Source organism: Phaeobacter sp. CAU 1743 (assembly GCF_039839315.1).
Lineage (GTDB): Bacteria > Pseudomonadota > Alphaproteobacteria > Rhodobacterales > Rhodobacteraceae > Phycobacter > Phycobacter gallaeciensis_A.
Genome location: NZ_JBDOQR010000027.1, coordinates 1 through 13,806, shown reverse-complemented (window position 1 = coordinate 13,806; position 13,806 = coordinate 1). Strand labels below are relative to the sequence as shown.

Below are 13,806 nucleotides of genomic sequence, written 5' to 3'. Positions count from 1 at the left end.
CCTATCGCTGTCACGCACCAGAGACAAAGAAATGTTGAGCCCGTAACGCTGCAATGAATGTACCAGAAACAGAATTTAAACCACGATTTGCCTTCGAACGCAGGATTTTCTTTGGCGACTGTGACCAGCTGGGAATCGCCTTTACTGGCCGGATTACGAATTTCGCGCTGGAAGCGATCGAGACTTTCTGGGACGATTTGCTTTCAGGCCGGGGCTGGCTTTTTCTACTCACGGAAAGAAACACGGCCATGCCTTTTGTCTCTATGGACCTACAATTCCATGCGCCGGTGAAAGCAGGCGCGAACCTAGCATGCGAGGTCTATGTGGTCCATGTCGGGGAAAGTTCAGTTGGTCTAAAAGTTGTCGGCCGTCAGCATGACTTGATTTGCTTCGAATGCGAAACGAAGTCAGTTTTCCGAGATGCTTCAACATTTGGTAAAGTCAAAATTGAAAGCTCAATTCGGCAGATTTTGCTCGCGGAAGTGGGTTCGGAAAATCAAACAGTGAGCTAGGCCTGTAGGCTTTGGAGACAGCAAAGCCTGTGCAAAACGATCTCATGTAAGGGAACACAAGAAAAAGCCAGAGAAAGGGAAGCCCGGGTGCCGGGCTTGAAAGGATAGAGAGAGGCTCTTCCGGGTCCGGCGTGACAAGGACCCTGACCATGGCCAAGACCACAACCCGCCCGAAACCCGCCACTGCGAAGAAAACCGAAGCCACTGAGTTGTCCGTGCCTGGCGGCGGGACCGACATCCGGATGATCCCGCTCGACCAGTTGGAGCCGAGCCCGCTCAACGTTCGAAAAGTTGCGGCCAGCGCCAGCGACGATGCTGAGCTCCTCGTCAGTATCCGCGAGACCGGAATTAAACAGAATCTGGTGGTTCATGCGCTGTCAGAGACACGTTTTGCAGTCGATGCCGGCGGTCGTCGCCTCAAGGCGCTGAAGCAGCTCGCTGAGGACAGCGTCATCCCCGCCGATCACCCCGTGCCCTGCCTCGTCGATGATAAGCGCAACGCCATCCTTACTTCTGCAACTGAAAACCTCCAGCGCGCGGCGATGCACCCCGCCGACCAGTTCGAGGCTTTTGAGGCGATGATCGCCGAGGGCCGCAGCGAAGACGAGATCGCGCTCAAATTCGGCGTCTCCGTCGACCTGGTGCGCCGCCGCCTCAAACTCGCCCGTGTCGCGCCCGAGATCATCGAGCAGTTCCGCGCGGGTGATCTGACCCTTGAATGCGTGATGGCTTTCACACTGACCGACGACCATGATCGCCAGCTGGCGGTCTGGAACGCAGTGAAGGGCGGCTATCACATCCATCCGCAAAGCATCAAACGCCATCTTACCGAGACCGCCCATTCGGCGAACTCGGCCATCGGGCGCTTTGTCGGCATTGAGGCCTATGAGGCGGCGGGTGGTGTTCTGCTGCGCGATCTCTTCGACGACCGCGCCAGCGCCCATATGGAGAACCCCGAACTCCTAGAGCGTCTCGCCATCGAAAAGCTGCAGGCTGCGGCGAAAACCTTCGAGGGAACGTGGAAATGGGTCGAGGTGCATCTCTCGGTGGATTACGGCGCGTTTCGCAGCTTCGGGCGGGTCTATCCGCAGGACATCGACCCCGATCCGGACCTGCTCACCGAAGAAGAACGTCTCATTGCGCGCGAGGAAGAACTGGCGGCGAAGAATGACGGCGAGGACTGGACGGACGCGGAGACGGAAGAATATTATGCCATCGAGCCGCGCCTGCGCGAGATCGAGGCCCTGCAACGCGAACGGCAGCCTTACGCGGACGAAGATCGTGCCATCGCGGGCGTGGTTCTGACCATCGGTCATGACGGCGCGCTGCGTGTCGAGAAAGGCCTCGTGCGGCCAGAAGATATCCCCGCTGCGGTCGTCCCGAGCGAAAATAGTGCTGACGCGGGTGATGCCCCGTCTCCTGTCCGCCCGAACGTGACGCCGCCAACCTCCTCGACACCGGTGCCCACCTCCGACCCGGCCGCGACCTTGCGCAAGGCGAACGGGATTTCGGCGAGCCTCGCCGACGATCTGCGCGCGACGCGTCAGCATATCCTTCGGGCGCATCTGGCGGCGGATTTCGAGGTGGCGTTCGATGCGATGCTCTACGCGCTCTGCGAGCAGGCTCTGGGGCGGTCCTACAACAACGAGGCGCTCGATATCTCGATCCGGCCCTTCCAGGCGCAGAACCGCGAGGTGCTGCATTCGGATACTGTTGCCCAGAAGATGCTCGAGGCGCTGGAGCAGGGCCTCGCCACCGACTGGATTACGCTGGAGAAGCCCGAAAACTTCCGGGCGATGTCGGCGCTGCCCATTGCCGCCAAGCAGGCGCTTTTCGCCTGGGCGACGGGTCTGGCAGTCAAGCCGCAGCTTTCCTCCGACAATCGCCCCTCCCCGATCATCGAGGAGATCGGCGCGCGTCTTGACGTCGATGTGGCGGCCTGCTGGCGCCCGACTGCTCAGAATTACTGGGGTCGGGTCAACAAGGGGCATGCGGTCGCTACCGCGCGCAAGCTCATTGGCGACGATTACGCCGAAGATCGCAATCGCGAGCGTAAGGGCGATATCGCGGCCGCGATGGAGCGGGCCTTCGCGGAAACGGCCGGCGAGACGGAAGGGTTCGACGCCGCAACGGTTGTCAGGACGACGCGCTGGCTGCCCGACGGGATGGTGTTTGCCGGTGCGGCGGAGGCTGTTGCCGACATGGCAGGCGAAGCGCCGGAGACCGAGGAGGGGGATGTGTCCGCCGAAGATTCTCTGAGCGACGCCGAGAGCGATGAACCGTCGTCCTTGCCCGCCTTCCTCAGCGAGGATGCGGCTTGACGAGCCGCACGCTGACCTGATCACGACATGAGCCTTGGGCCGTCCTCACATCGAGGGCGGCCCTTTCCGGCTGACGGGTTACCAACAGCCGATATCGGATCGGCGGGCCCGTCCCGGAGATATCCCATGACCACCACACTTGACCTCGATCCCGTTAAGGAAGCCGCACTCGTCGCTTCGCAGAATGACGCCTTTCGTCGCTCTATCCTTGGCAATATCCTCGTCACCGATGCCCCGCAGGGCCAGTTCGTGATGACCCGTGGCGTTGCAGCGCTTGGGCCCGATGCCCAGCTTGCTCTCACCCGCAGCGTGGCTTCATTTGACGCGTTCAACGCTGACAGCGACCCGCAAGGATGGCACGAGATGGGCGTCATCGACCTCGACGGCACGAAGGTCTGGTTCAAGATCGACCTGTACGACGTCGACTACACCTATGGCTCGCCTGAGCCCTCCGATCCTGATCAGACGCGCCGGGTCCTGACCCTGCTTCTGCCGTCGGAATACTGACGCCCCTTTTTCACCGACATCGCCACGGATCGCCCTTGCACAAAGGGCGGTCCTTTCGGGCTGGCGGGTTCCAAGGGGCGCGATGATCGTGTCCGGCCTGCCGCAGGAGACCAGAGATGGCCAAGACACTCGACTACCAGATCACCCTCTATCCCGCACATCGCGATGGCGCCTTCGTCGTCACCCAGTTCCAGATGCTGGCGAACTACCCCGAAAAGCGCATCGAGGCCGCGGGCATGGATGATCTGATCGACCAAGTGACGCAGTTCGCGATGGAGCACGGCGAGAGCTGCAGCGCCTCGGTGCGCTGCCTCGCTCCGCGCAAACCGCCGGGGTTCAAGCGCGCGACCGAGAATTTGTATTTCAACCTGGTTGACCGGACGGCTGAGAAACGCGGCGACGCTGCGGCCTGAAGCCCCCCAAAGGAAACCTCCGGGGCGCGGCCTGCAAGACGGTCGCCCTCACCCTCCCTCAATTCCAAAGGACCGAAGATATGACACAAGCAAATGATTTCTACGCGCAGATGCTCGAAGCCCAGAGACGGGCAGCCGAACAGCGGGTCGAGACCCGCGCGGCGCTTCTCACCGAACTGCGCGGCCTCGGCGTGACCGGCCTCGACGTGCAATATGAAGGCTATGGCGATTCCGGCAATGTCGAGGAGGTCGTCGTGACGCCTGACACGATTACCCTGACAGAAGAGCTGCGGCGACGGGTCGAAGATTTCGGCTGGGACTTTGCCTATGCGCTGAGCCCTGGCTTCGAAAACAACGAGGGCGGCTATGGCGAATTGACCTGGGCGCTCGAGACGGACAAGATCGATGTCAGCCACTCGAACCGCTTCATCGAGACCGACACCACAGAACATGAGGGGCTCTGACATGGCACATCCTCTCCACCACGCCGAAAGCTCGGCCCGTAGATTTGGCGGTGTTCCAGATGATTACCAACATGTGCATGACTGGTTTGACTCATCTAAAGAGCACCTAGGTCTCTTTGTTCACAGAGCCCAAAAACATCATACGGTCGGGATTTATGATGCCGAGCGGGTGTTCGGTCGCAGCCTGATCAACAGCGCGGGCCGGGTCGTTCCGATCCGCTGGATCGGCGAGCAGCATGTGCGCGAAGACTGCCAGGGGCGTATCCCGTCACTGGCTGACTGGCTCGGACGCATACAACCCGAACCGTGGATGGCCAATGGCCGGATCGACAACGACCCGACGCAGATCGGCAGCGATCCGCGTGCGGCCTGGGTCCAGGCGGTTGCGGGTCACCAGACCATTCTTGGCTTTGAGGATTGGCTTCTCAAGGTCTCTGTCGAGCACGTCCAGCATCGCCAGAATCGCGCCGCCGCCTGATCCGCCGGGCGGCAAACTCACCAACCATCTGATCCCATCCAGATCGACCCGCCTGCGCCACAACCGGCTTGGCGGGTCGATTGCGTTTCGAGAAAGGACATGGACATGCAAGATCCCGTCTACGAGGAGGTCCACCAGGGCCACACGATCAAGATCTACCACGACCCCGACGCTGAGGACCCACGAGAGTGGTGCAACCTCGGTACGCTGATCTGCTGGCACCGCCGCTATCGGCTGGGTGACAGCCATCAGTACGACAGCCCTGAGGCGTTCCTGCGCGATCTTGCGGGCGTCTCGGATCAGAGCGATCTCTCGATGGATCGTCTGCGGGACCGCGCCGAGCGGAAGGCAATCATTCTGCCTGTGTTTCTCTATGACCATTCCGGTCTCGCGATGAACACCGTCGGGTTCCACTGCCCGTGGGATTCTGGGCAGGTCGGTTACGTCTACGTGACGCTCGAAGCGGTCCGAAAGGAATTCGGTGTAAAACGCGTGACCAAGGCCCTGCGCGAACAGGCTGTAGACATCTTACGTGGTGAGACCGCCGACTACGATTCTTACCTTGGTGGGCGTGTCTATGGTTACATCGTCGAACAGGGTGGCGAGGAGATCGACGCTTGCTGGGGGTTTGTTGGCGCCTATGAGACGCATTGTTTGCCGGAGGCGCGGAATGCCGTTCCTCGGTCCGATCCCCATGCGCCACCCGCGACCGGTGCATTGACCGCATATCCATAGAATAACTCGCCGCCACACACCGGAACTATGGGCAGCACCCGATCGCGGACATGCATTGCTGCATTGCAGAAAAGTCATAGCCCGCCCATTGTGCGACTGCAGCATTGCTCCTATGTTCGCTCTTGTGATCGGTTCTCTCCTCCTCCCTGAGCCGATCCGGAATAATCGGCGGCATCCACCTCCTCCCGGATGTCGCCTTTTTATTTGCAGATCCCCATTCTGAGCTCTTGCGATTTCTCCTCGTTGACCATTCGGTCCCCGAGCTTGCTGTGTGTCGGGTCCGTTTCGCTGGAGGTGCCCAAAATGCAGGCACGGCCGTGTCCCAGCAGCCTGGCATGGGTTTGCGCGACAACGCCCACAGCGTCATCCCCAGATTTTGTGGATAAGTTTTCGCTGCCAAGACTTCAGTTTTCGAGGCCATGAAAGAGTGAGAGACAGGGCGGGAGGGGTGACCCCTCCCGGGTGAGAGAGTGCACGCGGGGCTCGGGGCCAACCCTCAACCCCGGAGATTGCCGATGAACGCTCACCCCCATTCCGTCCAACTTGCAACCGAGCCCGAAGCCCCTGCCCTGCCGGATGCCCCACGCTTCGCCCAAAACCTGATGCAGGCTGCGAAAATCCTCGTCCCCGTTTTCGAGGCAGGCAGGTCCATCGACGCCGCCGCACTTCGCGCCGCGATGGAAGATGCTTGCGGTGCCAGTGACACAAGTGGTGCCTGGGTCTGGAAAGACGCCTATGAGGCGGCCGAGGTCGCCCAAATCCTTATACTCTCGCGCTACGGCGCGCTGATGCAGCGTCAGGCACTGTCGCCGCAGGCCTTCCTCACCATGATCGAACGTTTCACGGCTCTGGCCCCGTCTCACACGCGCCGCTCCGAAGACAGTATCCGTCTGCAACAGTTTTCCACGCCTTTGCCCCTCGCGGCCATCGTCGCGCAGGCCGCCGGGTTTCGGGACGACGACCTGATGCTCGAGCCGTCGACGGGCACGGGCATGCTGGCCATCTTTGCAAAGATCGCTGGTGCACGGTTGGCGCTGAATGAACTTGCCGACACGCGCCGCGCCCTACTGGGGCAGTTGTTCCCCGATGCCGCCGTATCTGACCACGATGCTGCCTCGATCGACGATCGTCTTGATCGCTCGATCACGCCCTCGGTCGTGGTGATGAACCCGCCGTTTTCCGCTGCCAACCATGTCGAGGGCCGGTTTAGGCAAGCGACCAGTCAGCATGTGCTTTCCGCCCTGGCACGCCTCGCGCCTGGTGGGCGGCTTGTCGTCATCACCGGCGAAAGCTTCCGTCCCTCTTTGAAATCCTTCCAGTCGACATTTCAGCGGATCGGCCAGAGCGCCGATGTCGTGTTTTCGGCCCCCATCGACGGCAAGGTCTTCGCACGGCATGGCACCACGATCGACACGCGGTTGACGGTAATCGATAAGCGCGCGGCTGGTGCTGAAGAGACCGCACCGGCTGATATTGACGCCGCCTATCATCCGATCTGCGCGACCACGAGTGATCTTCTCTCCGTAGTACTCGCCCATTGCCCGGAACGCCGCAGCCCCCCGCCCTGCCCCACCACATCGGCCCTTTCGGTCCCGTCTCAGCCGACCCGCACCAACCTCCACGCCCTGCGCAACGCAGCACGCAAAGAAACCCGTGCGCTCGCCGAGGAACGCGCGAAGCATCCGTTCGACGACATCGAGACGGCCCCGCTCGACTACTTGCCAAAAGCCTGGAGCGAACCCTATGGCACGTTGCAGGACACGGTCTACGAGGTCTATGACCTGCAGGCGATCCGGATCGACGGCGCGGCGGAGCATCCGACAGCACTTGTGCAATCCGCCGCCATGGCCTCGGTGCCGCCGCCCGTGCCGAGCTACCGCCCCGTTCTGCCGAAGACCCTCGTTCGAGACGGTCTCCTCTCTGCGCCGCAGCTCGAAAGCGTGATCTACGCGGGCAATGCACACGAGACGCATCTCAAAGGCTTGTTCAAGCGTGGCGAGATCGAAGGCCAACTGATTGCAGCGGCTGAGGGTGACGAAGGCGCCTTCCGCCTGCGCAAGGGCTGGTTCCTCGGTGATGGCACTGGATGCGGTAAAGGGCGACAGGTCGCGGGTATCATTCTCGACAACTGGCTGCAGGGGCGTCGCAGGGCGGTCTGGGTCTCAAAAAGCGACAAGCTCATCGAGGATGCGCGACGCGACTGGATGGCGCTCGGCGGGCGTGAAAGCGATATCGTGCCGCTCTCAAAATTCCGCCAAGGCAGCGACATACGCCTGCCCGAGGGCATCCTCTTCGTTACCTACGCCACGCTGCGCTCGGCTGAACGTGAGGGCAAGGCTGCCCGCCTCGAGCAAGTGACCTCCTGGCTCGGCGAGGGGTTCGACGGGGTCATCGCTTTTGATGAAAGCCACGCCATGGCCAATGCCGCCGGCGAAAAGTCCGACCGCGGCGACAAAAAGGCCTCTCAACAAGGCCTTGCGGGCCTCGCGCTGCAAAACGCCGTGCCCGACGCCCGCGTACTCTATGTCTCGGCCACCGGGGCGACGGTCGTTGGCAATCTTGCCTATGCTTCGCGCCTCGGTCTCTGGGGCACGGGAGATTTCCCCTTCGTGACGCGGGCAGAATTTGTCGCCGCGATGGAGGCCGGGGGCATCGCCGCCATGGAGATGATCTCGCGCGACCTGAAGGCGCTTGGGCTCTATCTCGCGCGGTCCCTCTCCTATGCCGGGGTCGAATACGAGATGCTGGTCCATGAGCTGACGCCCGCCCAGGTCGCGATCTACGACAGCTACGCTGATGCCTACCAGATCATCCACACCAACCTTGAGGCTGCCCTACAAGCCTCTGGCATTTCGTCTGATACCGGCACCTTGAACCCCCAGGCGAAATCCGCCGCGCGCTCGGCGTTTGAGAGCAACAAGCAGCGCTTCTTCAACCACCTCATCACCGCCATGAAATGCCCCTCTCTGATCCGTTCGATCGAGGCAGACCTGGCGGCCGGTCATTCGGCGGTGATCCAGGTGGTGTCGACCAGCGAGGCGGTGATGGAACGGCGTCTCGAAGAGATCCCGCCTTCGGAGTGGGATGATCTGCAGGTCGATTTTACGCCGCGCGAGAACATCATGGACTACCTGATGCATTCCTTCCCGACGCGGCTCTTCGAGCCTTACACCGACGAGAGCGGGGATCTGCGCTCGCGCCCGGCCGTCGATGGCGATGGCAATCACATCATTTGCCGCGAGGCGGAGCGGCGGCGGGACGAGCTTGTCGAGCATCTCGGTGCCCTCGCCCCAGTACAGGGTGCCCTCGACCAGATCCTTTGGCATTTCGGAGGGGAGGCTGTGGCCGAGGTCACGGGGCGCAAACGGCGCATCGTGAAGACGCGGGAGGGGCGGCTCAGGGTCGAGAAGCGTCCCGCTTCCTCCAACCTCGGAGAAACCCAGGCCTTCATGGATGATGCCAAGCGCATCCTGATCTTCTCCGATGCCGGTGGCACCGGGCGCAGCTATCATGCCGATCTCGGGGCCAAGAACCAGCGCCTGCGGGTGCATTACCTCCTTGAGCCCGGCTGGAAGGCCGACAATGCGATCCAGGGGCTCGGGCGCACCAACCGCACCAATCAGGCGCTGCCGCCGCTGTTTCGACCCGTCGCAACAGACGTGAAGGGTGAGAAACGGTTCCTCTCCACCATCGCGCGCCGCCTCGACACGCTCGGGGCGATCACCAAGGGGCAGCGCGAAACCGGCGGCCAGAACATGTTCCGCGCCGAGGACAATCTTGAGAGCCCCTACGCACGCGCGGCGCTGCGACAGTTCTTCTACAAGCTGCGGGCGGGCAAGATCGACGCCTGCTCATATGCCAGGTTCCAGGAGATGACCGGGCTGACACTCGATGAGGCGGATGGCACGATGAAAGAGAATCTGCCGCCTATCCAGCAGTTCCTGAACCGCTGTCTGGCACTGCGGATCGACATGCAGGACGCGATCTTCGAGGCTTTCGGCGGGTTACTTTCGGCCATCATCGAGGACGCACGGCAGGCTGGCACGCTGGACGTCGGGCTAGAGACCCTGCGCGCCGAAAAATTCGAGATCGTCGACCGCAAGGTGATCTTCGAACATGAGGCGACGGGGGCGACGGCCACCGCCCTGACCGTTGAGCGTACGGATCGAAACGATCCGCTCACCCTGTCCCGCGTGAAAGCCATCTGCGCTGATAACAAAGGCGCGACGCTCTATTGGAACAAGACCTCCAAACGCGCGGCCCTGATGGTGAAGGCGCCGGCCTTCATGGATGAGGATGGCGTACCGATCCTGCGGGTGAAACTGCTACGGCCCATGGCGACCGAGATCCTCGCCCTCACCGAGTTCTCGAAATCGCACTGGGAAGAGATAGACGATGCGATGTTCGAACAGCTCTGGCAGGCTGAGGTCGACGCGGTGCCGCAGTTCACCACATCGAAGATCACGCTGATCTGCGGCCTCCTCCTGCCGATCTGGGACCGGCTTCCTGCCGACAACATGCGCATTTACCGCCTGCAGGCCGAGGACGGGGAGCGCGCTATCGGCCGTCTCGTCAGTCAGGAGCAGCTCCTGAATGTCTATTCACGCCTTGGTCTCGATTGTCAGATCGAGATGTCGCCGCAGGAAGTGCTCAGCGCGGTGATGGAAGCCAGGACGACCCTGAACCTCCTCGGCGGCTACCAGTTGCGCCGGTCGTTGGTCATGGGACAGCCGAGACTTGAGCTGATCGGCGCGTCGGGCGCGGCCCTGCCCCGTCTGAAAGCGATGGGTTGTTTTGCCGAGGTGATCCAGTGGAAGACTCGGGTGTTCATCCCAGTGGATGGCACTGACGTGCTGGCGCGGGTTCTGGCTGAGCACCCGGTGGGTGCCAGCGCAGCGGATGTCGCCGCATGAGCGCGCGGCGCAGCATCGCAGACCTCTCGGCCGCTCTGGCAGACCGTGCCGAGAGTTTCTGCCGCCAGTATTTCCCCGAGGGTCGTAAGCAGGGCAATTATTGGCAGGTCGGCGACACGTCCGGTGCAAAGGGCCAAAGCCTCGCCATCCGTCTGCAAGCTCAAGGTGAGCGCAAGGCCGGATCCTGGCAAGATTTCGCGACGGGTGAATATGGCGATCTCATCGACCTGCTGCAGGAACGGCTTGGGTCGGTCACGCTCAAGGAGACGCTGAGGGAGGCCCGGTCCTTTCTCGGCGAGGCCCCCTGCCCTGCCGCACCTCGAGACACCCAAAGGGCTGAGCGCCCTGATGCAGCCTCCGCCAAACGCATCGCGCGGGCGCGGAAGCTCTTTGCCGCTGGCAAGCCGGTGCTTGGCACCCCGGCCGCCACCTATCTGCAGGGGCGCGGCATCACACGGCTTGGACCTGCCCTGCGCTATCACCCTCGAGTCTTCCTGCGGCAGGGCGAGGACGATCCCGATCAGCCGCGAAGGGCCCCTGCCCTGCTCGCAAAGATCACCGACAAACGGGGCCAGATCACCGGATGCGCGCGGGTCTATCTCGACCCGTCTACCGACGGGTTGGCCACGATCGAGAGACCCAAACGGATCCTTGGGCAGCTGCACGGCCATGCCATCCGCTTCTGGGCCGGCGCGGGTCGCTCGGATCTCATCGTCGGCGAAGGGCTCGAAAACACCCTCTCAATCGGAACGGCTCTCCCGGAGTTCGACCTCGCCTCCTGTCTCACCGCCACCCATCTCGGCCTCTTCATTCCATCGCCGGGGATTCAGCGCATCTGGATCGCGCGGGACAATGACGATGCCGGACGCAATGCATCCATAAGATTGCGTAACCAACTGGAATATCGAGGAATTTCCTGCGGTTATCTCGTCCCTGAACTGGGCGATTTCAACGATGATCTGCGGACATTTGGCAGAGATGCGCTGCGCCGGTCTCTGTTAGGGGCCATGAAGGCAAACGGTCTGGAGATCGAGGACGGATGAGCGCCAGTCTCCCCGGTGATGCCGGACAGGGCAAAGGTTCCGCGGGTTCGATCTGATCCCGTTTGGATAAGGGGAGCGATGGACCGGCGGGTCGGGGCAGAGTGCCCCTCGCCCGGGCAGCAATGCCCCCCGAACCAGAAAATTCCCCTGCCCCTTCGGGCCATTCCTCGCGGGAGCAATTTTCCGGCCTTGGGCGCATTCTCCGCTGCGCTCCGATCCTGACGGATGCGGCCCGGTCGCCGCCGGTCCTGATATCGCCCCATCCAAATCGGGTCAGATCAAACAGAGGAACCAGACAATGCCCCATCAGACAGACATCCAAGAGGAGACCGGCGTGACCTCCGGCATCCTCGACCACCTGGCACTTCACGGCGCAACACCGGGACCCGGCGAGACCGATCACCGCCCCCTGCCCCAGCCCGACGAAGTCGAACTCGCCATGGCGACCCTCTTTGACACCACCATCGGCCTCCTCACTGGCAGCCAGTTGGAAGACAATCTCGAAGAGATGCTCTGGTCCCTCACCTCGATCTTCCATCGTCGGCTCACCCATATCCAGAAGCTTCTCGACGACAACGAATTCGAGGTCAGGGAAAGCTTGGGGCTACAGGACGGCTCCGAGGTCGCCTCGGTCGAACTCGAGCGCCTCCAGATGATCGGGCTCAAGCTCTGGGACCATCGCGACGCCTTCGAGCAGATGCGCGATCTGGCCGTAGACCACTTCTCGGCCGCCACCGGTTCGCCCTGGCTCCCCCGCACCGGATCCAAGGTCTCACATCGCGGCCTCACCTCCGCCGTGGTGGACAGCCGGGCCTATCTCTCGGCCAAGCGTCGCAAGGAGACCGAGGTGCACTGCCCCGAAGGCACGCGGATCGCTTTCTCAGGCGGGGACTATCAGGCTTACGATCTGATCTGGTCCGTCCTCGATGCCACCCATGCGAAATACCCCGACATGGTGCTGCTGCATGGTGGCACGCCCAAAGGCGCCGAGATGATCGCGGCCCGCTGGGCAGATACCCGTGGGATCACCCAGGTGGTCTTCAAGCCCGACTGGAAGAGCCACGGCAAGGCCGCCCCCTTCAAGCGCAACGACAAGATGCTCGAAACCATGCCACAGGGTCTGATTGCCACGCCCGGTTCGGGCATCACCGAGAACATCGTCGACAAGGCCCGCAAGCTCGGAATCCGCATCAAGAGGATCGGGGCTTAGGCCCCGGTTCACGCCCCGCGCAAGAGGTCCTGTACGACGGAAGGCTTCTTGGCGATCAATGCCAGCAGAACCTGTGCTGGGCCTGTCGGGTGCCGGCGCCCGTGTTCCCAGTTCAGGAGCGTACCTTTCGCGACGCCAATGCTCTTCGCAAACTCGGCCTGGGACAGGCCCGTCCGTTGCCGGACTTCGGCGACATCGACCTCCGCCACGGAAACTTCATGCACTTTGGCGTCGGCCAAATCGCCATTCGCGAAGGCCAGAGCCTCTTCGAGGCCCTTGGATACGGTTTCAAATGCACTCATGTTGCGTCTCCATATTTCGCGACGAGCGCCTTGCTCATCTCTACCGCGGCGGCCTGTTCGGTCTTCGACAGGTTGGCCTTCTCGTTTTTGGCGAAAACCGTGATCAGGAAGATCGGCATATGGCTCCCGCCAAAAACATACACCGTCCTGAAGCCGCCACTCTTGCCGCCCCCTTCTCTTGGGATGCGGACCTTGCGCAACCCGCCACCAAGAGAGACGCCAGCCTCCGGATTGGTGGCAATGAAGTCGATCGCAGCCTCGCGTTCCAAGTCGGACATGATTGCCTTGGCCCGTCTTTGGAATTCGGGCAGTTCGACCACTGTCTGCAATCGTGTCATCTTTAGTCTCATATAGGTTTCAGCGGTGTATGTGTCAATGACGTATAGCCTATGCTCGAAAAGGGCAAGACGACATCTGATGCGTGAACCGACCTGTGCCACTGTTACCCTTGCTTCTGCGCTTACGCTGTGGGGGCTGTCGTGAAGGCCTGAAAGGTTGCAGTCGCTTGAATCCGCCTGATCGACGTGCCGCGTGAACAGATGGCCGAGTTCCGTAGATGGCCATGGAGGCCTTCGTTCTGCTTGAGTGCTGCCGCATAGGATCCACAGATGAGTGTGCATGTGGGCAGGAACTCGGCAATGGCCAGTGGTCTGGGAACTGGCGAATTTAAGGTTCGACGTATGCCCTGTTCCTGATCGGTCTCGAAAATAGCTCTGAAACCTTTTGGCGGTTCTCCTTAGCTGTTCATCCACCTTCATTCGTGGCTACCGCACTTCTCCGAGTGTCTGAGAGCCCGATTTGAAACTAATTGAGTGAGTTCAGGAGGTTGTGTTTCTGTTCGGGTACGACACTGAACGGAGACCACGATGGCCTGGACCGAACTCACCCGCAGCCAGCATGCCCGTGAG

At 61.7% G+C, this 13,806-nt stretch carries 12 protein-coding genes; 10 read left to right on the top strand and 2 right to left on the bottom strand.

Translation table 11 applies throughout. The features are described from left to right. The first annotated feature begins 53 nt into the window (after positions 1–53). The 10 genes from AAFO90_RS12070 (at position 54) to AAFO90_RS12025 (ending at position 12,596) form a co-directional block, all read left to right on the top strand. Complete coding sequence (locus AAFO90_RS12070; RefSeq protein ID WP_007120589.1) at positions 54–512, top strand: acyl-CoA thioesterase; 459 nt, start codon at positions 54–56, stop codon at positions 510–512. A gap of 149 nt (positions 513–661) precedes the next feature. Beyond that, entirely contained in the window at positions 662–2,833 is a 2,172-nt protein-coding gene (locus tag AAFO90_RS12065; protein ID WP_009804227.1) for a ParB/RepB/Spo0J family partition protein, read from the top strand. Positions 2,834–2,959: 126 nt separating this feature from the next. Next, positions 2,960–3,340: a DUF3768 domain-containing protein gene (locus AAFO90_RS12060; protein WP_009804228.1), complete on the top strand. Its 381-nt coding sequence runs from the start codon at positions 2,960–2,962 to the stop codon at positions 3,338–3,340. A gap of 116 nt (positions 3,341–3,456) precedes the next feature. After that, positions 3,457–3,753 (top strand): hypothetical protein, encoded by a 297-nt coding sequence (locus AAFO90_RS12055; protein WP_009804229.1) that lies wholly within the window; start codon positions 3,457–3,459, stop codon positions 3,751–3,753. A gap of 80 nt (positions 3,754–3,833) precedes the next feature. After that, on the top strand, positions 3,834–4,217 hold the full coding sequence (locus AAFO90_RS12050; protein ID WP_009804230.1) for a DUF6878 family protein: 384 nt from the start codon (positions 3,834–3,836) through the stop codon (positions 4,215–4,217). 1 nt (position 4,218) lies between these two features. Continuing rightward, entirely contained in the window at positions 4,219–4,695 is a 477-nt protein-coding gene (locus tag AAFO90_RS12045; RefSeq protein WP_037930962.1) for a hypothetical protein, read from the top strand. A gap of 105 nt (positions 4,696–4,800) precedes the next feature. Beyond that, the gene (locus tag AAFO90_RS12040; RefSeq protein WP_037931030.1) at positions 4,801–5,430 is read left to right on the top strand and encodes a hypothetical protein; all 630 of its coding nucleotides are present in this window, start codon (positions 4,801–4,803) and stop codon (positions 5,428–5,430) included. A gap of 515 nt (positions 5,431–5,945) precedes the next feature. Next, positions 5,946–10,343 (top strand): strawberry notch-like NTP hydrolase domain-containing protein, encoded by a 4,398-nt coding sequence (locus AAFO90_RS12035; RefSeq protein ID WP_114512584.1) that lies wholly within the window; start codon positions 5,946–5,948, stop codon positions 10,341–10,343. Further along, on the top strand, positions 10,340–11,386 hold the full coding sequence (locus AAFO90_RS12030) for a toprim domain-containing protein (protein WP_064225045.1): 1,047 nt from the start codon (positions 10,340–10,342) through the stop codon (positions 11,384–11,386). Before AAFO90_RS12035 ends, AAFO90_RS12030 begins: the two co-directional genes overlap by 4 nt. Before the next feature lie 298 nt (positions 11,387–11,684). Continuing rightward, positions 11,685–12,596, top strand: a complete 912-nt coding sequence (locus AAFO90_RS12025) for a DUF2493 domain-containing protein (protein ID WP_064225044.1) — start codon at positions 11,685–11,687, stop codon at positions 12,594–12,596. A gap of 8 nt (positions 12,597–12,604) precedes the next feature. On the opposite strand, the gene AAFO90_RS12020 is transcribed toward AAFO90_RS12025, so the two are convergent. Continuing rightward, positions 12,605–12,898 (bottom strand): helix-turn-helix domain-containing protein, encoded by a 294-nt coding sequence (locus AAFO90_RS12020; protein ID WP_064225043.1) that lies wholly within the window; start codon positions 12,896–12,898, stop codon positions 12,605–12,607. Next, positions 12,895–13,236 carry a type II toxin-antitoxin system RelE/ParE family toxin gene (locus AAFO90_RS12015; RefSeq protein WP_347509566.1) on the bottom strand — a complete coding sequence of 114 codons (342 nt, stop codon included), beginning with the start codon at positions 13,234–13,236 and terminating at the stop codon, positions 12,895–12,897. Before AAFO90_RS12015 ends, AAFO90_RS12020 begins: the two co-directional genes overlap by 4 nt. Positions 13,237–13,806 lie beyond the last annotated feature (570 nt).